Raw genomic sequence first — 19,552 nt, 5'->3', positions numbered from 1 at the left:
GAGGGCTGTCTTGGTCGTGTCCGGGGTGGTGCTCAGAGGTCGTCATGGTCGGGCCCTTCCAGCTGGGCCAGTGGGCGCTCGCCGTGCGCGACCAGGCCGGCGAGCAGGTTCTGGTAGCGGCGCGCGATGTCGGCGGCGAGGTCGGGGGCGACGACGTCCGTCGCGATCTCGAAGTCGCACCGGAGGCCGTCCGCGCCTTCGATGATGTTCAGCGCCAGGGGGTGGCCGGTGTGAGTGATCGGCAGCGGGTCGGCCTCCGACACCGTGAGCCCGTCCATCGGGGGCGCCGCCACGCGGCGGTAGAACGAGATGGACGTCGCGAGCAGGTCGGCGCGCAGGCCACTGCCGGGCGTGAGCTCCGTGATCAGGTCGGCGAACGGGTGGTCCTGGGACTCGAGCCCGGTCACGAGGTGTTCCATGACGTCGGCCACGTAGTCCGCGGCCAGGACGTCCGCCGCCCGTCGCAGCCGCAGCGGCAGCAGGTTCGAGCAGTACCCGACCACCTGGTCCAGCTCCGGCGGGCGGCGGGCGGCCAGGACCGGGACGACGATGTCGTCCTGCCCCGTCGCCTGGTGCAGCACGGCGCCCCAGGCCGCGATCAGGTAGGCGAACACCGTCGCGCCCTGCTCTCGGGCGCTGTCGCGCATCCGGTCGCAGAACCCGGAGTCGAGCCGGACGCTGTGCCGCACCGCCCTGTAGGGGAAGGGCCCGGACGTTCCGGACTCGGGCAGCTCCAAAGCCGCCGCGCCCTGGAGCAGAGTGCGCCAGTAGTCCCGGTGCTCGGCGGCGTCGGGGCCGCCGACGACCCGCTCGTGCCAGGCGGCGTAGTCCCGGAACTGCGCCGCGGGCGGCAGCAGGGGCCTGACATCCTGGCAGCCGGCGTTGTACAGCGCGACGAGGTCGTCGACCAGGACGCCGAACGACCAGCCGTCCACCGCGGCGTGCGCCCCGGAGATCAGCAGCAGATGCCGCTCCGGGGCGGTCTGCACGATCGCGGCGCGGAACACCGGCCCGGCCGCGAGGTCGAGCCGCTGCTCGGCCCAGGACTGCCGGAAGCGGTCGAGGTCGCCGTCATCCGGGCAGACGTGTTCGGTCAGAACCTCGTCCAGCACCGTCTCCGCGGCAGGATGCACGACGAGCGTCACGCCGTCGGCAGCGAGCGTGGTCCGCAAGGTCTCGTGCCGCGCGACCAGGCCCCGCACGGCGCCGCGCAGTGCGTCCCGGTCCAGCCGGCCGTCCAGCCAGAAACCGACGGACATCTGATACGCCGGCACACCGCCCTCGTCCAGTGCCGCCTGCTGCCGCTGCGCGAGGGTGCTGCGCGGCGCGGGCAGCGGCACCACGGCCCCGGCCGGGGCCGTCCGGCCGGGGCCGAGCACACCGTGCTCCCGCAGCTCGGTGATCGAGTCGCGGACCGCTGCCCTGATGTGGTCGAGGTCGGCCTGCTCGTGCGCCGTGGACAGGAAGAAGTTGCGCAGCTCCCAGACGAACACGCCGCGGTCGAGCAGGTTGAAGTACAGGGGGTCCATGTTCTGTTCGTGCTCGAACCGGAAGAACGAGGAGAACCGGCGGACCTCGATCGGCACGTCGAGCTCGCGGAAGTCGGCGTTCAGCCCGTCGGCGAAGACCTCGGTCTTGCGGTCGAGGTCCTGCTGCAGGGCCGGGCCCTCGCCGCGAAGGTGGTCCAGAACCGCCCGGGCCGCCACCATGGTCATCGGATGCTGACTGAACGTGCCGGCGAAGAAGGTGGACTCCGCGGTCGGGCGGGAGTCGTCGCCGAAGTCCCACACGCCGCCGTCGATCGTGTCCATGATTCCGCCCCGGCCGGCGATCACGCCGATCGGCATGCCGCCGCCGATGATCTTGCCGTACGTGGCCAGGTCGGCCTCGATGCCGTAGAGCCCCTGGACACCGGCCGGGTGGCAGCGGAAACCGGTCACCATCTCGTCGAAGATCAGCTTCGTGCCGTGCCGCTGTGTGATCTCCCGAACCCGGCGCAGGAACTCGGGGTTCTGCACTCCGGGGGTGCGGAGGGTCACCGGCTCGGTCATCACCGCGGCGAGCCGCGGACCGTGCCTGTCGATGAACTCCAGGGCCTCGTCGGTGCCGAATTCGAGTACGTGCACGTTCTCCACCGCGCGCGCCGGGATGCCCGAGGTGATCGGCCGGGTGGTCCGCACGCCGTTCTCGGAGGAGGCCGCGGCGAGCACGCTGTCCGCGTGACCGTGGTAGGCGGTGGAGAAGACCACGACGTCGTCGCGGCCGGTCGCGGTCCGGGCGATGCGCAGGGCGGTCATGACCGCTTCGGTGCCGGTGTTCAGGAAGGCGACCCGCTCCATACCGGTGAGTTCGATCAGGCCGGCGGCGACCTCCTCGACCAACTCGGTGCGCGAGGCGATGACGAAGCCGAGGTCCAGCCGCTCGCGCAGGGCCGCCATGACGGCGGGCGGGTTGTGCCCGAGGAGGTGGACGCCCCAGCCCAGGGTGAGGTCGACGTACTCGTTGCCGTCGATGTCCCACAGCCGCGCGCCTTGCCCGCGGTCGGCGACGATCGGGTACAGCATCTCCTTGGTCGTCGGCCGGAAGCCGATGGACGAGCGGCTGTCGGCGACCAGCGGGCGGAACCGCTGGGCGAACTCCTTCGAGCCCTTCGTCCTGCTGCCGAACCGCTCGGCCAAGGCCTTGAGATACCGGGCACGCTCTTCCGACTCCACGAGGCCGGCTCCGCCGCGCGCACCGGGTGCGAGCGGGGCGGCCGGCCGGGATGAGGCCGGTCGCCCCGCCGGACGGGCTGCGGGCGCCGGTTCGACGACGACCGGTCCGGCGCCCGAGGCGGCACCGCCCGCCAGCAGTTCGAGCTGGCTTCGCATCACGGCCAGCTGTTCGGTGATCAGCCGCTCGACTGCCGTCGTGGCTCCGGGCACCGGCACGGTGTCGGCCGAAACCGGCGTCACCGGCGCGGGTGCGAGGGCCTGCGGCACGTCGAAGGCCGCGGCGATCACAGCACCGGTGGCCGGGGTCGCCGCAGGCTCCGGCGAGGTCCTGGCCGACGTGTTCGCCGCCAGGTGCGCCGCCAGCGCGGCGGGCGTCTGGAGGTCGCCGAACAGCTGCCGCAGCGGGATCTTGCAGCCGAAGCGTTCCTCGACCAGCCGCAGCATGCCGAGCAGCGCCATCGAGTCCGCACCGAGTTCGGTGAACGAGACGTCCGGATCCAGCGCGTCCGGCCGTATGTCGAAATAGCCGCCGACCATCGCGACGACCTCTGGGAGCAGTGGCTCCACGGTGTTCTCCTCGTGGTTCACGTCAGCCGACCCGGGCCAGGTGCGCGGCCAGGCGGTCGATCGTCGGGTTCTTCAGCAGATCGATCGTCGGCAGGGGGACGCCGAGCTCCGTCCCGATCCGGCGGGCGAGCCGCACGGCGAGCACCGAGTCGTCGTTGATGTCGAAGATGCTCTGGTCGTAGCGGTCGACCTCGGTGCGCAGCACCTCGGTCCACAGCTTCGCCAGCAGCTGCTTCAGCTCCTCGCCGCGCGGCGGGGCGGCGGGGGCCGCAGGCGGCGCCTGGTCCGGTTCGTCCAGCCGCAGCCTGCTGCGGTTCAGCGGATGTGCCGGCAGCGGGACCCGGTGGGGATCCTGGCCTGACCAGTCCGACCAGTTCACCGGGACACCCGCGGTCCACAGTCGGGCCGCGTCGTGGAGGAGCCGCGCCACCGGCGACGACTCGGAGCCGCCGGCCGGGCCGAAGTCCCCCGGCAGCGGTTCAGCCGGGGTTCCGATGACGACCACCGTCGCCCCGTCCGCAGTCCGGCCCCCGAAGGCCTCGGCCGGCCGGCCGCCCTCCCACACGTCCCGAGTCCAGTGGAGCGGGTCGAGGGCTCGCGACTCGGGCAGCTCGCCGCCCACGACGGCCGACAGGATCGGGACGCGCGGGACCCGTGGCCGCACCTGGGGCGGGCCGTCGAGCAGCCCGGCCCGCCAGGACAGCAGGGCCAGCGCCTCGGTCTCGTCGAGGACCCCGCTGAAGCAGGCCGCGAGGACTTCACCGGCTCCGGCGCCGCCGACCGCGTCGGGCCGCGCGCCGGATTCGGCCCACAGCGTCGCGAGCGCCAGTCCGGCTCTCACCCGCGCGGCCGGCGGACTCTGCGCGCTGATCGGGGCGCTGTCGATGGACCGTTGCGCGATGTCGGCCACGGCCGGCACTCGCTCGGCCAGCAGCCGGAAATCCTCGACCGGGACCTCGCCGAACAGGAACGACACGGCCGGGGCGGCCTCCGCCGTCGGCGCAGCCGCGGCCCCCGCGGCGATCTCCCGCAGTCCGGCCACGGCGGTGGCGTGGTCGTCCGCGACGACCGCGCGGCGATGCGCGAACCCGCGCCGGCCGGCCCGCAGCGTGTAGTCGGCGTCGGCGAGGTCGGGGGCGTCCGGCCGCGCCAGCACGTCGGCCAGCCGGCCGGCCAGCTCGCGCAGCGCCCGGTCACTCCTGGCGCTCACCGCGAGCAGCCGGGGACCGGCGTCCGGCGTCGGCCGCGCGGGCAGCGGTGGTGCCTCCTCCAGCACGACGTGCGCGTTGGTGCCGCCGATGGCGAACGAGCTGACCGCGGCCCGCCGCGGGGTCGGGCCAGGCTGCCATGCCATCGGCACCGTATTGATGTGGAACGGGCTGCCGGCCAGCTCGATCTGTGGGTTGGGCCGGGTGAAGGTCGGGTGGCCGGGGATCTCCCGGTGCTGCAGGGCCAGCACCGTCTTGATGAACCCGGCGATCCCGGCGGCGGCGGCCAGGTGCCCGACATTCGCCTTGACCGAGCCCAGCGCGCACTGCCCGGGCCGGGCGCCGCCGTCGGCGAAGGCCTCGCTGAGAGCGGTGAACTCGATGGGGTCGCCCAGGGCGGTCGCGGTCCCGTGCGCCTCGACGTACGTGATGGTGTCGCCGTCCACCCCGGCGACCGCGTGCGCCTCGCTGATCACCGCCCGCTGCCCTTCGACGCTCGGGGCGGTGTAGCCGATCTTGTCGGACCCGTCGTTGTTGACCGCCGAGCCCTTCAGCACGGCCAGGATCCGGTCGCCGTCCTCGATCGCCTCGGCCAGCCGCTTCAGGGCCACCAGGCCGACGCCGTCGCCGAACGTGGTGCCGTCGGCGTCCGCGTCGAAGGGACGGCACCGGCCGTCCGGGGAGAACATCATCCCCTCGCCGTACACATAGCCCGGATACGCGTTGGCGATCACCGAGACGCCGCCGGCCAGCGCGATGTCGCATTCCCCCGCGATCAGGCTCTGCGCGGCCACGTGCACCGCGACCAGCGATGTCGAACACGCGGTCTGCACGGCGACGCTCGGCCCCTTCAGGCCCAGCTTGTAGGAGATCCGGGTGGTCAGATAGTCCTTGTCGTTGGCGACCATGAGCTCGATGCCGTCGTAGGTCAGCAGGTCGCAGGACCGGGCCACGACATTCGTCAGATACGTGTTCATCGCCGCGCCGGCGAACACCCCGACCGCCTGATCGCCGGCGCCGCCGGAGTAGCCGATGGTGTCGAGCAGTTCCCACGCGACCTCCAGCATGAGCCGCTGCTGGGGATCCATCAGCTTCGCCTCGCGCCGGGTGTAGCCGAAGAACTCGGGGTCGAAGTCGAAGGCGTCGGGGAGGCTGGCCGCTCGGCGGACGTAACGAGGATTGCGGAGTACCTGCTCGGGCACACCGGCCGCGACGAGTTGGTCGTCGGTGTAGGTGGTCAGCAGCTCGTCCCCGGCCCGCAGCCGGCTCCAGAACGTGTCCAGGTCGGGGGCGCCGGGAAACCGGCCGCGCATCCCGATCACGGCCACGTCGTTCGGCCGGATCGTCACGTCGATCTCGTCGGCGTCAGGCATTCCTCCCTCCCCGTTCCCGGGCCCGCAGGCGCGCGCCGCGGACCGTGTCGTCCGCCAGTCGGGTGCGTCGGCTCGACGTCCGATCCCGGTCGCGGCCCCCGCCTCCGCCGGCGGAAGCGGGCGCGGCGTCGGCCTCGCCGAGGCGCGCGGCCAGACTGGCCACGGTCGGATAGCGGAACATCTCGGACCCCTTCAACGGCGGGTCCGCGGCGTCGCCGGTGAGCAGTTCGTAGACCTGCAGCAGCAGCATGGAGTTGCCGCCGAGATCGAAGAAGTTGTCCTCGCGGCCGATGTCCTGACGCTGCAGCACCTGCTGCCAGGCGGCCGCCACCCGGCGCTCGTGGTCGCTCGGCGCCACGGCGACGCCGGTTCGCGCGGCCATGCTCGCGAACTGCTCGGCCAGTCGCGCGCGGTCGACCTTCTGACCGGCGTCGAGCGGGAACGCGTCGAAGAACCGGATCGCGGTGGGCACCATGTAAGGCGGCAGCGTGGAACGCAACTCCACTCCCAGGGCACTTTCCGTCAAGTTCCACCCCGGTTCGGGAATCACGCAGGCGACGAGGCGGCTGTCGTCGACGCCCTCGCCGACGACCAATGCCGTGGACCTTCTGACACCGGACACCTTGTCCAGCTGGGCTTCCACGCCTTCCAGCTCGACCCGGAACCCGCTGATCGTCACCTGGTCGTCGACACGTCCCAGGACTTCCAGTTGCCCCCGGGTGTTGACCCGCGCCAGATCGCCGGTGCGGTACAGCCGGCCCTGCGGGTCGAGCGGGCTGTCGAGGAAGCGCTCCTTCGTCAGCTGCGTCTGGTTGACGTAACCCCGGCCGACGCACGGTCCGCCGATGTGCAGTTCGCCGGTGAACTCCGGTGGCACGGGCTGCCCGTGCTCGTCGAGGACGTGGACCCGGGCGTTCGCCAGCGGGAGTCCGACCGGCACGCCGGTTCCCGCGCAGTCTTCGGGCCCGACGGGCTGCGCGGTGGCCCAGACCGTGGTCTCGGCCGGGCCGTACGTGTTCCACAGCGTCCCGCACCACTCGCGGACGGTCCGGGCGAGCGGCGCGGGCAGAGGATCGCCCCACGAGAAGACGTGCCTCAGCGCCAGACCCTGGGCCCCGGTCCGCCGGACCACGGCGGACAGGCCGTGCAGGGCGGAGGGGGTCTGGACCAGGTGGGTGACCCGTTCCTCGACGAGCAGCGTGTGGAGGAGGTCAGGCGATCGGGCCGCCCCCGGCTCCACGACGACCAGGCACGCCCCGGCCAGCAAGGTGCCCCACAGCGACAGATCGGAACCGGCCGGGTGGAGGAACGCCCCGACCGAACTCTCGTCGATGGCGGCGTGCGTACGCATCGAGTCCAGCAGCGTCAGGACATTGCCGTGCTCGACGTCGAACCCTTGGGGCGTCCCGGTCGGGCCGGAGGTGTAGACGGTGTGGGCCACGTCGCCGGCTCGCGGCAGAGCGCCGGGCTCGCCGGCCGGCGGCAGTTCGGTCTCCGGCATGACCAGGACCGGCACCGCGGCACCGTCCAGCAGACCGGCCAGGTCCGGCTGGGTGAGCACCACGTGCGCTCCGCTGTCGTCGAGCACCGTCCGGCACCACGCGGCGGGATCGGACGGGTCCAGGACCACGTAGGCCGCCTGGGCCCGCTGGACCGCGACGATCGCGGCCACCGTGTCGAGGGAGGGCTGGAGCAGCAGGGCGACCCGGCTGCCCGGCCCGACGCCCTCGGCCCGCAGCCGGGCCGTCCAGCGCCCGGCCAGCTCGTCGAGCTCGGCATACGTGAGCTGGTCTCCACCGCAGCGCACCGCCGTTCGACCGGCGTGCTGCCGCGCGGCCTGCCGGAAGCGGGCCGCCAAGCTGTCGTCCGACGCGACGGACACCGGCACGGGGTGCCGGTCGACGCCGTGCCCGGCCTCGCTCAGGACCGGCAGATCCGCGACACTGCGGTCAGGGCCGGCGACCGCGGCCCGCAACAGCGTCACGTAGTGCTCGGCGGCACGGCCGGCCGCGGCCGCGGAGAAGACGGACTTGCGGTACTTGAGCAGTCCGACGAGCCGGTCGCCGTCGTGGACGACCTCAAGCGTGAGCTCGAACTGGTCGTCCTGCTTGTCCAGCGGGAACGGCGCCGCGGACAGTCCGGCCCAGGCGACCGGGGCCGCGCCCTCCTCGGCCGCGTGGAGGGCGGCGTGCGCCGGATGCCGACCGGACTTCTGATAGATGAACATCGCCTGGAAGATCGGATTGCGACCGTCCACCCGGCGCGGCGCCAGCTCGCTGACGAGCAGCTCGAACGGATAGTCCTGGTGCTCGAACGCCTCGGCGACGGTGCGGCGGGTCCGGCCGAGCTGCTCGCGGAACGAGACCGCGTCGCTCAGGTCCGCACGCAGCACGACGGAGTTGACGAAGTTGCCGACGCATTCGGCCAGCGCCGGGTCGGTGCGGCCGGCGAACGGGCTCCCGACGAGCACGTCAGGCCGGCCGGTATAGCGGCCGACGAGGACCTGAAAGGCGGTCAGAAGTACGACGTAGGGTGTGACCGCTTCCGCCTTGGCCAGCGCGAACACGTCGGCGGCGAGTTGTGCGGGGATGGGGAACATGAGCGAACCGCCGCCACCGGCGTCCGCCGGGTCCAGATCGAACCGGGGCCATTTCGCCAGTTCCAGGTCACCGGAGAGCTGGGCGTGCCAGTAGGAGCGGGCCCGGGCGCCGCGTTCGTCGGCGATCAGCTCACGCTGATACGCGACGAAGTCGCTGTACGGATTGTTGCGCCCGGACAGCCCAGCCGGGCGCCGTTCGGTCTCGGCGACGTAGAGCTGCTCGAGTTCGGCCAGCATGGTGCCGAGCGACCAGAAGTCGCACACCACATGGTGGGCGGCCAGCAGAACGACCGCTTCTCCAGGCGCCACCAGGTAGGCCCGCGCTCGAAGGGGAGGCCCGGTCACGAGGTCGAACGGCTCGCGGTAGGCGACTCGCACCGCCTCGCGAAGTTCTCCTTCAGTCCACTGACGGGCATCCAGTTCGGCGAAGTCGGGTTCGAGCCAGCCGTGGACGGTCTGACGGCCGGTGGTGCCGTCCCGGTCGTCCGTGCCCGCCCGGCTGAAGGTGGTGCGCAGCGCCGCGTGCCGCCCGACGAGCGACTGCAGCGCGCCGTGGAACGCGGCGGCGTCGAATCCGCCGGTGAACCGGGCGGTGAGGGCGACGTTGTAGGACGCGCTGTCCGGGTCCATCTGATGCAGCATCAGCATCGAACTCTGCGCGTACGAGAGCGCATGCTCGGTGCGCGCCTGCCCGGCCCGTGCCCGAAGCGCCGCCTCCAGTTTCTTCCGGAGGTCGTAGTCAGTCATGAGTGTCACTCCTCGGTCGATCCGACGGGGGTGGAAGCGCCTGGGCCTGCCCACAGAGGCAGGAGGGCGTGCAACTGGTCCTCGGTCAGCGCGTCGAGCGAGGCCAGCAGCCGCTCCGCCTCCTCAGGCGAGAGCTGGTCCGGCCCGCCCGCCTCCTCACCGGTCCCCGCCCCGAGTTCGAGCCCGAAGACCTCGACGACCGGCCGGCCTGCGTCGTCGACGACCGAGACGTCGACGACCTCTCGCGCCGTCTCGCCCACCCGGTGCCGGACCACCGCGACTCCGGACCCCGCAGCGCTCGCCGACTCGTGGATCACGACCCGCTCGATCCGGAACGGCAGCTCGGTGGACGGCGCCGGAGCCGGCCGATCCGCTCCCGGCCGATCACCGACCGTCCGCCCCGCCGCACGGAACGGCGCGTGGTACCTCACCCAGTCGACCGGAATCCCCGCCTCCTCCAACCGAGTCAGGTGCTCCAGAGCCGTCGCCGAATCCGGTGTCCGAGGCGACAACCCCGCCAGCCAGAGCTCGTTCCCGTCGCTCTGCGCCCGGCCGGCCGTGGTCAGCGTCCGTCCGGGCCCCACCTCCAAGAAGGCCGTGCAGCCGCTGTCCATCAGTGCCCGGACTCCCGCCATGAACCTGACCGGTGAGGTGAGCTGCCGGCCCCAGTACTCCGCTCCGAGCTCTCCGCCCGCGGCCCAGCCCCCGGTGAGGTTCAGCGCCAGCGGCACGGCCGGGGCCCGGTGCCGGATCCGGCCCGCCGCCGCGACCAGCGCGGGGACGGCCGGGGCGACCAGCGCCGAGTGGAAGGCGTGGGTGGTCTCCAGCGGGATCGTCAGCCAGCCTCGCCGCTCGAACGCCGCCGCCAACTCCCCCATCGCTGTGTCGGTCCCCGAGACGACGATCCGCTCCGGGGCGTTGTACGCGGCCACCGACGCCGCGCCGCCCTGTGCCGCGACCATGCGTTCCAGCTCCGCCGGGTCAGGACCGCCCACGGCGACCATCCGTCCGGCGCCGGGCACGGCCGCGAAGGCCAGGCCGCGGGCGCTGACGAGTTCGAGCCCTTCCTCGACGCCGAAGACCCCCGCCACACAGGCGGCCGCGTATTCACCGAGACTGTGGCCGACCACCGCGTCCGGCCACACCCCGCACGAGGTCCAGAACTCCGCCAACGCGACCTGCAGCAGAAAGACCGCGGGCTGGAGCAGCTCGGCCCGAGTCTGGGCGGCCGGGTCGGCGAACACGTCGAGCGGACCGACGCCGGTGAGCCGGCGGAACTGATCGGCGTGCCGGTCGATGCCCGCGCGGAACAACGCGTGCTCGCGATGCAGCTCGACGCCCATGCCGACGTACTCAGAGCTCTGCCCCGGAAACAGGAACCCGGTCCGCGGCCGGGTTCCGGCCGCCGTCACGAGGTCCCCCTGCGCTGCAGCACCGGCCGGGCACTGCTCTCGGCGGCCCCGAGCCGCGCCGCGATGTCCCGCAGCGACGTCGCGTCGAAGACCACGCGGATGCTCAACTCGCGCCCCATGACGCTGCGGACCCGGCTGGTCAGCTGCATGGCGAGCAGCGATGTCCCGCCGAGGGCGAAGAAGCCGTCGTCGAGACCCGCCTCCGGCAGGTCCAGGACATCGGCCACGATCTCGCACAGCTGCCGGGCCCGGGTGTCGGCCGGCGATGCGACGGCAGGCTCCGCGCTCGACGGCCCGGCAGCCAACGGCCTGACGCCCGCTGGTGGATCGCTCGACGCCATCCGCGCCGCCAACGCCCGGCAATCCAACTTGCCGTTCGCCGTGATCGGGAAGGCGTCGAGCAGCTCGACCCGGTCCGGCAGCATCGCGGACGGCAGCCGGTCCCGCAGAAACTCCCGCACGCCCGCGGTGGTCGCCGCGTCCCCGCCGGCGTCCTCCAGCACGACACACGCCACCAGCTTCGCCTTCCGCGTGCCCTCGCCGGTGGCGACGACTGCGGCGCGGGCCACACCCGGGTGGCCGAGCAACGCGGCCTCCACTTCGCCCGGTTCCACCCGCACGCCCCGGACCTTGACCTGGTCGTCGACCCGCCCCAGGAACTCCAGCTGCCCGTCGGCCCGCAACCGGCCCTTGTCTCCGGTGCGATACATCCGCTGCCCCGGGAGCGGGCTGAACGGGTCGGCGACGAACCGCTCGCTGGTGTACGCCGGCTGCCCCGCATACCCCTGACCGACGCCGAGCCCGCCGATGCACACCTCACCGGTGAACAACGGCGGCAGCAGCTGGAGTTGGTCATCGACGATGTAGAGCCTCGAAGTGCCGGCCGCGCGTCCGGCCACCTGCCGCGGCTGCCCGCCGATCTCCCCCAGCGTCGACTCGACGGTGCACTCCGCGACGCCGTATGAAGTGAACGCCAGGAGCCCCGGCTCCTCGTGCAACCGCTGCCACAATCGCTCGTCGCATGCGTCGGCGTCTCGCACCACCTGAAGGACTTCGGCGTCCCGTTCGAGGTACGTCGTGCGGAGCGCGCCATGCCGGCGGTACAGCACCATGAGCGCCCGCTCGAGGCGGTCGATGGAGAGGTCGCCGCCGACGCTCAGCACAGCCTTCCAGATGTCGGCGGTGTCATCTGGCCGCAGGATCCAGGAGAAATACATCCGTCGCTGCGCCGACGATGCGGCGACCGTTCGCGAATTACCTCCGGTCGAGGCATTACCGTCTGAATCCGACATCACCTGAACACTGTTGTACGGCATTCCGGGCACGAAGGAACTCCAACCGATCTGTCAAGTCTGGAAAAAGTCGGCCACGTGAGCCCGCGACGACATCAAACGGGCTGGAATGGGATGACGCCGATTTCCAGAAGAGGTCGAAGCGCCGTTGACCGAGGGCGCTGTCACCGAACCGCGAACATATGGGCCGGACGCGACCGTCACGACATGGTCAGGACGCCTCGCCGACCAGTCCGCTCAGCACGTCACTGAGGTCGCTGAGCAACGGGTTCTTGAGGATAATGCCCGTGATCCTGGATATCCCGAGCTCCTGGCGAAGGGCCTGGCCGAGGCGGACGGCGATGATGGAGTTTCCGCCGACGGCCAGGAAGTCGTCGCCGACGCCAATGTCCGGATTCCCCAGAAGCTCCCGCACCTTGCCGACCACCAGCTCGTCCATGGGGTTACGGAACCCGCTGTCGACCGTCACCTGACCACCTCTCGCACGTCATCGTTCCGCTCTCGCAGGCTGGCAGGCCGCATGTCCGACCAGTGCGCGGACACGTGTTCAAGACGGTTCGCCCGCGTGTCCGCGCCGTGCGCGACCGACCAGCCGGCGGGCACGGCATGGGACGCCGGCCACAGCGAGTACTGCTCCTCGCCGTTGACCAGGACCAGATGAACGCCGTCCTCGTCTTCGCACGGATTGGCCACGGCTCTCCTGTGTGAACGAAACCTGATTTCCCGAAGGACGTGTCCATCGTGCGTGTTGTCTCGCCGGCGAGACAACACTCCGTCGGCCGTTGTCCACGGCGGTCCGCGGTGAGTGTGTCCGCGAAGAACGGGGGTGCTATGAATCAGGAGCGGGCGCATTTACTGACCCATGTTCGTCACACACCCCGACTCCGAATCCGTATCCGCTGGGGAGAACGCACGATGGATCTCAGCCTCTTCTATTTCGCCAACGACAGCGGAGGCGCCGAGGCCGACCGGTACCGGTTGCTGCTGGAAGGCGCCCGCTTCGCCGACGAGAACGGCTTGGCGGCGGTGTGGACCCCGGAACGCCATTTCCACCCCTTCGGTGGGACGTATCCGAACCCCTCGGTGACCAGTGCGGCGATCGCCGCGACGACGCAGCGTGTCAAGATCCGGGCGGGCAGCGTGGTGGCACCCTTGCACCACGCGCTGCGGATCGCCGAGGAATGGTCTGTGGTGGACAACATCTCCCGGGGCCGAGTGGGGGTGTCCTTCGCCTCCGGCTGGCACGCCGTCGACTTCGCCCTGAATCCGGCCGCCTACACGAACCGCCGTACGGAGATGTACGAGCGGATCGAGCAGGTGCGTGCCCTGTGGCGCGGCGAGGCCATCGAGGTCACCGACGGCGCGGGGAACCCGGTGAAGGTGCGGTCGTTCCCGCCGCCGGTCCAGACCGACCTGCCGATCTGGGTCGCCAGTGTCGGCGACGTCGAGACCTTCCGGAGCGCCGGCCGGATCGGAGCCGGGCTCCTCACCCACCTGCTCGGCCAGAGTCCCGAACAGTTGACGCACAACATCGCCGAGTACCGGAAGGCCGCGGCCGGGGCCGGCTGGCCGGGCCACGTCGCGGTGATGGTGCACACGTACCTCGGCGAGGACACCGACAGGGTCCGAGAGCTGGTCCGGCCGTCGCTGAGCGACTACATGCGCAGCTCACTCGGGCTCATCCTGACCTCGGACCTCAGCACCGGAGACCTGGAGCCGGACGAGATCGACATGCTCGTCGAGCGGGCCTTCGAGCACTACTTCGACAACGTCGGCCTGCTCGGCTCGGTCGAGAAGGGCGAGCAGGTCGTGGCGCGGCTCGCGGAGCTCGGCGTGGACGAGATCGCGTGTCTCATCGACTTCGGACTGCCGACGGACGAGGTCATGACCGGCTTGACCTATCTCAAGCGACTGCAGGACGCGTGCGGCGCCGGCACCGCGCGCCCGGCCTGCTGAGCGTGCTCCGTGAAGCCGACCTGTTGTGGATCCCGCCTGCCCGTCCAGGCCGTTGGCACGACCCGACGGCGGCCCGAGCCCACGGGATCATCCGCATCTGTGAGCGTCAGGGCGTCCCGATCCTCGCCGACAGGGCCCATATCGGCGCCGGTTCGTGGGTGACGACACCCCCGGACGTTCACCGGGTCGTGAGCTGACGCCGACCCGGCAAACCGTCAACCGGGCGCTGTCCGCGACACGGGCGCCGGTCGAGCGCGGCGTCGCACGCCTGAAGTCCTGGGCGAGTATGTCGAGCACGACAAAGCCGGGCGCAACCACCGAGGCGAAGGGCTCGGGCTCCGCGCATCGGCCGGCGAGGCGAACGGCATCCCGTTCCCCTCGCCGGCCGACCGGATCCGACGACGAACCAGTTGCATGAACGACCTGGTCAGGGCGGGTGATGGAGTCTTCGACCAGGACAGCCGACGTCGAGCAGTCCGCCGGTCCGAGCACCATCCTGCATTTTTCCTTCAGGCGTTGCCGGGCCACCAGCACGTCCGGACGGGCGCCGGCCGGCCCGCTGGCGTCGAAGAACGGCAGTGGCATCGTTTCCCTCCCGTCAGCCCGTCAGCCCGTCAGCCCGCAAGCCGGGCGATGGCGTCGGCGGTCTCCAGGTCCTGCTTCACCGCAGTGAGGAAGCGGACCGCGTCGCGGCCGTTGAGATAGCGGTGGTCGTAGGTGGCCGCGACCGTGGTGACCGGCCGGGTGAACGGCATACCGTCCTCGGTCAGCGCGACTTCGCTCCGCTCGGCGCACAAGGTCACGACGCAGGTGCGGCCCGGATGGACGATCGGCGCGGCCAGGATGATGTCCGGATCGTTGTGCAGCGAGAGGGTGATGCCCTCGTCGGCGAACGCGTCCTCGCGGAAGTTCTGCCGCAGGGCGCTGACTCGGAAGTCCATGAGGTCGTCGGCCAGGTCGCCGATCGGACGGTGGGCGGCGTCCTTGAGCACCGGGATGAACAGCCCGGTCCCGACGTCGACGGTGACCCCGACGTTGGCGGCCGACGCGAGGGTGAGGGTGTGGTCCGCACCGGGCGTGGCGAAGAACAGCGGGAAGTCGGCGTGGCGAGCGCCAATGGCCTTGACCAGGAGCTCGACCAGGCCGTATGGGGCGCCGCCGCCGCGGGTGGCGCGGAACGCTGTCAGGTCGACCGCGATCGCGGCGAAGGCGGCCGGGATTGAGCGGTGCGCCTCGCTGACGACGGCGGCCACCGCGCGCTGGCGCGGACTGAGGCTGACGACGACGGAATCCGCAGACGCCGCGGACGCCCCGGCCGCCACGGACGGCGCCCCCTGGTCCATGACCCCCTGGTCGATGAGCCGCTGAACGTCGGAGGCCTTCACCACCCGCTTGCCGAGCGTGCGCAGTTGCTCGGTCCGGATGCCGTGATCCTGCGCGAGGGTGCGCGCGGCGTCGCTGAGGATCGGGTCCGGGCCGCCATCGTGGTCCTCGCCCTCGCCCTGACCCTCGGGTGCGGTGATCACGACGGCGGCCGTCGGGCTCGCCAGGTAGTCGTCCCGTTCCTGGCGGCTGTCGAACAGCAGCCCCACGGGCCGCCCGAACTCGCAGTGCGCTCCGGCCTCGACGAGCCGGTGGAGGACGCCGTCCGCGTCCGCGACGAGTTCCTCCAGGGCCTTGGCAGTCTCGACCTCGGCGACGACCGCGTCCGCGGACACCGCGGCCCCGTCGTCGACCGTCCAGCCGACCAGGACGCAGCCCTCGTCGTTGTTGTTGAACTTCGGCAGCAGCAGTTCACGCATGCAACGCCTCCCAGATGGCGCGGTGGATGTCAGAAGCTTGGGGGAGCACGGTCTGTTCCAGGTGTGCGGCGGTCGGGATCACCTCGGCCTCGGCGCTGCACAGCACGACCGGGCGCCGCAGCTGGCCCCACAGCCGGTCATAGACGCGCGCGGCGACCTCCGTGCCCCAGGTGCCGCCGGCGGCGCAGTCCTCGACCAGGCACACGACCTCGGCGCCGGCCAGGGCGGGCAGCAGTGGCTCCACGTCGAACGGATACAACCGGGTCGGAACGATCACCTCGCAGGTGATCTCGTGCTCGGCGAACAGCGTCCCGGCCGCCGCCAGCGCCCGCCGGGCCACGCCGCCGGGCACGATGATCACGCAGTCGGCCGCGTCGTCGCCGTCCGACGCCCGCAGCCGTGCCGGGCCGCCGGCTCCGAACGGGAAATCGGCGACGAACGGCCCGTCCGTCCCCGGCTCGTGCATCGGCTGTGTGTAGAGCACCTTGTCCTCGAACAGGACGGCCGGCTCGCCATCGGCGAGCAGGCGGGCCAGCAGCGCCGTACTGTCGTGGAACGGCGAGATCTCGTACACCGACAGGTGCGGCACGCCGATGAAGTGCTTCTGCAGGCTCTGGCTGTGGGTCGGGCCGTACCCGCGCCCTCCGCCGGTGGGACAGCGCACGATCACCGGGACCTCGACGCGGCGGCCGTACATCGCGACTGATTTGGCCGCGAAGTTCACGATCTGGTCGAAGGCCAGGGTGGCGAAGTCGCCGAACATGATCTCGACGATGGCGCGCCCGCCGGACAGCGCCAGCCCGTTGGCCACGCCCACCAGCGACTGCTCGCTGATGGGTGTGCTCAGGACCCGGTCGGGGTAGCCCGACGACAGTCCTTTAGTGATCTTGAAGGCGCCACCGTACGGATCGGCGACGTCCTCCCCCAGCAGGAACAGGTCGGGGTCGGCGGCGAAGGCCTCATGCAGGGCCCGGTTCAGGTTCTCAGCGACACGCTCCACGGCTCAGCTCCTCTCCCACACCGACGCCGGACGGGCCAGGACCCGGTCCACGGCCTCGGCGATCCGTGTCCGCTGCTCGTCCTCGACCTTGGCGAACAGGTCGGGGTCCAGGCGCCGATAGGCGTCGTGCCAGTCGTGCTCCCGCTCGGCGGCGACCTCGGCGGCGGAGCGCGTGTCGTCGCCCTTGCTGTGCGGGCCGAGGCGGTGGGTCGCGAACTCCACGACGGCCGGCCCGCCGCCGGTGCGCGTCCGTTCGACCACCGGTGCCAGGCGCGCGCGGATCGCGGCGACGTCGCTGCCGGTCACGGACACATGGGCGATGCCGAACGCCGCGGCCCGCCCGGCGATGTCGCCGGCCATGGCGCGCGCGGTCGGCGTGGTCTGCGCGATGCCGTTGTTCTCCACGACCACCAGCAGCGGCAGCCGCCACAGCGCAGCCAGGTTCAACGCCTCGTAAACGGCGCCCTCGCCCCAGGTGCCGTCGCCGATGTAGGCCACGGCGATCCCGGGCCGGCCGGTCCGCTGGAACCACAAGGCCGTGCCCACGGCCACCGGCAGGCTCTCGCCCTGCACCCCGGTGGACAGGTAGGTGCCCCGGAAGATGTGCTGGCTGCCGCCGACGCCCGAACAGACGGCGCCCTCGCGGCCGGTCATCTCGGCCAGCAGGCCCTCGGGGTCGTCGAAGCGGGCCAGGTAGTGTCCGTGGCCGCGGTGGTTGCTGAACACGAAGTCGTCCGGCGCCAGCAGCGGCCCCAGGGCCACCGGCACGTACTCCTGGCCGAGGCAGGTGTGCGTGGTGCCGTTCAGCAGCCCGCGCGCGAACAGGTCCAGGACGGTCTGCTCGAAGTGCCTGATCATCAGCAGGCTGGAGAGGTCGTCGACGTCGATCCCGGCATCGGTCCCGGCGACGCTGACGGCAGCACCTTCCTTCATGACAGGCCCCCTTGCGGAAACGCTTCGGGCGCGTGTCCCTCCAGGACCGTCGTGAGCTGGTCCCCGTGGTTCACAAGGACGACGGATCGCCCGTTCTCGTCATCGAGCACGTTTATGTTCCCGCCCGTCGGAGTTCGAAAAAATCAAGATGAGGTCGCATGAGCCCTGTCTGCATGGATGGTCGACGCTCGGCCGTGTCCTTGTGGTTGGGGACCGGCATCTCGGCACCCTCGACGTCACCCCGCGTCATCTGCGCCCGCCCGGGGAATGCCGGCAGTGCGGCAGTCCGGGTCCGCGAAGGTGAACTCCCTGGTGACAGATGTGGCGGGATCACCGGGCCTGATGTAGAGCCGGCCGCTCCCCGGCAATGCGACGGCCGCGGCGACGGTGCGCTCGTACCGGATGTCACCGGTTGCGGCAACGCGGATGGGAGGGACCGAGAGCAGAGCGAAATGCTCCTCCACCCCTGCGGCGGGTGCCATCGCGGCGAGACCGGCGCGACACGCCTCCAGCCTCCGGCGTGAGGAGTTCCGCGCGAAGACGTTGATCTCGTCGAAGGGTTCGAAGTCGGGGTGGAGGAAGTGGTTGGTGTGCTCGGCCTGTTGGGCTTCGAGGCACCGGAACCCGCCGTCCAGAGCCTCCACCCAGACCGCTTTGCCCGCGTCGCAGAGCATGAACGACCGTGAGCTGGCCAACGGGAGACCGCTCAGGCACTCGACCGCCTCATCGACGGTGGCGGCGGAGTCCAGCACATGGCGAATAGCCAGGTACGGCGGGACTCCGGGTTTCCAGTCGCCGCCGAGGACCAGGTTGAGGCCCACGGCCAGGCCGTCGCTGTTGACCCCGAGATAGCCGAGCAGGCCCGCGAAACTGAGCACCAGGGTCCGGCGCGGGGAACCTGTGAGCCGGACGTCGAGGACGCTGATGTGATCGTCCAGGTCGCCGTTGAGGTCCACCGTCTGGGCCAGGACCGGATGGGAACCGGCCTTGGCGTAGGTGGTGCAGTCGCCTCGCGCCGGGATCTTCCGGTAGCCCAGGATCTCCCGGCGCAGTTGCAGCAGCAGCGCCTGGTCGCGGTGGATTCCGATCCCGTCGGCCAGTCCGGTGATCTCCTCGGCCAGCCGTGGCAGCTCTGCCGTGATCACCTTGTCGAAAGCGGAGAGCACCGGTTCGAGCCCAGCCGTCGTGACCGGTTCGTCCAGAAGCAGGTTGAGGCGGCAGAGCGAGTCGTCGACGAAGCCGCGCAGCGGACCGGCGAGGGCTGCCCCGTGCTGTCGGCCCACCTCATAGGGATCGCCGCGGAGATGCAGATGGGCGACGCCCGCTCCGCCGGTCACACCCCCATGCCCTGACGGGTCACCTTCGCGTTGGTGGCCAGCTCGTCCTTGAGCCACGACCACTCACCGCGCAACACGCTGTAGTAGACGGCGTCCCGGCGTCTGCCGCCCGGCATCGGGTTGAAGCTGCGAAGGACGCCCTCCTCCACGGCGCCGATGTTGCGCAGGCCCGCTCGGGCCTGCGCGTTGAGCTGGTCCGTCTTGAACTCCACACGCTCGGCGCCCAGGTTCTCGAAGGCGTGTTCGAGCAAGAGGTACTTGGCCCAGCGGTTGATGCCGCGGCCCTGGAAGCCGACGCCCAGCCAGGACCAGCCGATCTCCAGGCGCGCGTCCGCCTCGGAGAGGTTGCCGAAGCTCATACTCCCCGCGCAGCGCCCCGTCGTCTTGTCGGTGATGTGGAAGACGACACGCTTGCCCGCCGCGTGGTCGGCGACCATGCCCTGGAAGAAGGCGTCGAAGTCCTCCTCCGTCTCGACCAGGCTCACGAAGTAGCGCCAGATCACCGGGTCCATCGCGATGTCGTGGATCGACTCGCGGTCCTCGGGACTGATCGGCCGCAGCCTTACGTGGTCATTCTCCAGCGTGGCCGCGGCCAGCTCTGCCCAACTCACT

13 protein-coding genes and 1 pseudogene are annotated in these 19,552 nt (G+C 71.2%); 2 read left to right on the top strand and 12 right to left on the bottom strand.

What is annotated here, in order from left to right; genetic code table 11:
• Positions 1–32: 32 nt before the first annotated feature.
• The 7 genes from OOK07_RS32920 to OOK07_RS32890 all read right to left on the bottom strand — a co-directional run bounded on the left by OOK07_RS32920 (position 33) and on the right by OOK07_RS32890 (position 12,605).
• Positions 33–3,281 carry an aminotransferase class III-fold pyridoxal phosphate-dependent enzyme gene (locus OOK07_RS32920; protein ID WP_266800063.1) on the bottom strand — a complete coding sequence of 1,083 codons (3,249 nt, stop codon included), beginning with the start codon at positions 3,279–3,281 and terminating at the stop codon, positions 33–35.
• Positions 3,282–3,303: 22 nt separating this feature from the next.
• Positions 3,304–5,862: a type I polyketide synthase gene (locus tag OOK07_RS32915; protein ID WP_266800061.1), complete on the bottom strand. Its 2,559-nt coding sequence runs from the start codon at positions 5,860–5,862 to the stop codon at positions 3,304–3,306.
• On the bottom strand, positions 5,855–9,208 hold the full coding sequence (locus OOK07_RS32910; protein ID WP_266800059.1) for a non-ribosomal peptide synthetase: 3,354 nt from the start codon (positions 9,206–9,208) through the stop codon (positions 5,855–5,857). Before OOK07_RS32910 ends, OOK07_RS32915 begins: the two co-directional genes overlap by 8 nt.
• 5 nt (positions 9,209–9,213) lie before the next feature.
• Positions 9,214–10,620: an acyltransferase domain-containing protein gene (locus tag OOK07_RS32905; RefSeq protein WP_266800058.1), complete on the bottom strand. Its 1,407-nt coding sequence runs from the start codon at positions 10,618–10,620 to the stop codon at positions 9,214–9,216.
• A complete protein-coding gene (locus OOK07_RS32900; protein WP_266800056.1) occupies positions 10,617–11,912 on the bottom strand; it encodes a non-ribosomal peptide synthetase in 1,296 nt (431 codons plus the stop codon). The genes OOK07_RS32905 and OOK07_RS32900 overlap by 4 nt, the downstream gene beginning before the upstream one ends.
• A gap of 211 nt (positions 11,913–12,123) precedes the next feature.
• Positions 12,124–12,381 carry a phosphopantetheine-binding protein gene (locus OOK07_RS32895; RefSeq protein ID WP_266685434.1) on the bottom strand — a complete coding sequence of 86 codons (258 nt, stop codon included), beginning with the start codon at positions 12,379–12,381 and terminating at the stop codon, positions 12,124–12,126.
• A complete protein-coding gene (locus OOK07_RS32890) occupies positions 12,378–12,605 on the bottom strand; it encodes an MbtH family protein (protein ID WP_266800055.1) in 228 nt (75 codons plus the stop codon). The genes OOK07_RS32895 and OOK07_RS32890 overlap by 4 nt, the downstream gene beginning before the upstream one ends.
• A 222-nt stretch (positions 12,606–12,827) precedes the next feature.
• Between OOK07_RS32890 and OOK07_RS32885 the strand changes: the two genes are divergently transcribed.
• Together OOK07_RS32885 and OOK07_RS32880 are read left to right on the top strand one after the other, a co-directional pair.
• Entirely contained in the window at positions 12,828–13,868 is a 1,041-nt protein-coding gene (locus OOK07_RS32885; protein WP_266685432.1) for a MupA/Atu3671 family FMN-dependent luciferase-like monooxygenase, read from the top strand.
• Between the two features lie 17 nt (positions 13,869–13,885).
• Positions 13,886–14,148 (top strand): annotated as a pseudogene (locus tag OOK07_RS32880) (transposase family protein); the annotation flags it as partial.
• A 334-nt stretch (positions 14,149–14,482) separates the two neighbouring features.
• Here OOK07_RS32880 and OOK07_RS32875 read toward each other — a convergent pair.
• The 5 genes from OOK07_RS32875 to OOK07_RS32855 all read right to left on the bottom strand — a co-directional run bounded on the left by OOK07_RS32875 (position 14,483) and on the right by OOK07_RS32855 (position 19,551).
• A complete protein-coding gene (locus OOK07_RS32875; protein WP_266800053.1) occupies positions 14,483–15,670 on the bottom strand; it encodes a 2-oxo acid dehydrogenase subunit E2 in 1,188 nt (395 codons plus the stop codon).
• The gene (locus tag OOK07_RS32870) at positions 15,663–16,670 is read right to left on the bottom strand and encodes an alpha-ketoacid dehydrogenase subunit beta (RefSeq protein ID WP_266685430.1); all 1,008 of its coding nucleotides are present in this window, start codon (positions 16,668–16,670) and stop codon (positions 15,663–15,665) included. The genes OOK07_RS32875 and OOK07_RS32870 overlap by 8 nt, the downstream gene beginning before the upstream one ends.
• Positions 16,671–16,673: 3 nt before the next feature.
• Positions 16,674–17,603, bottom strand: a complete 930-nt coding sequence (locus tag OOK07_RS32865; protein ID WP_266685429.1) for a thiamine pyrophosphate-dependent dehydrogenase E1 component subunit alpha — start codon at positions 17,601–17,603, stop codon at positions 16,674–16,676.
• A gap of 236 nt (positions 17,604–17,839) precedes the next feature.
• Positions 17,840–18,940 carry a C45 family autoproteolytic acyltransferase/hydrolase gene (locus tag OOK07_RS32860; RefSeq protein ID WP_266685428.1) on the bottom strand — a complete coding sequence of 367 codons (1,101 nt, stop codon included), beginning with the start codon at positions 18,938–18,940 and terminating at the stop codon, positions 17,840–17,842.
• On the bottom strand, positions 18,937–19,551 hold the full coding sequence (locus OOK07_RS32855) for a GNAT family N-acetyltransferase (RefSeq protein ID WP_266685426.1): 615 nt from the start codon (positions 19,549–19,551) through the stop codon (positions 18,937–18,939). Before OOK07_RS32855 ends, OOK07_RS32860 begins: the two co-directional genes overlap by 4 nt.
• Position 19,552: the final 1 nt, after the last annotated feature.

Origin of the sequence: Streptomyces sp. NBC_00078 (assembly GCF_026343335.1) — a bacterium.
Taxonomy (GTDB): Bacteria; Actinomycetota; Actinomycetes; order Streptomycetales; family Streptomycetaceae; genus Streptomyces.
Note: the sequence above shows the minus strand (reverse complement) of the source record. Positions and strands in the feature narration are given on the sequence as shown.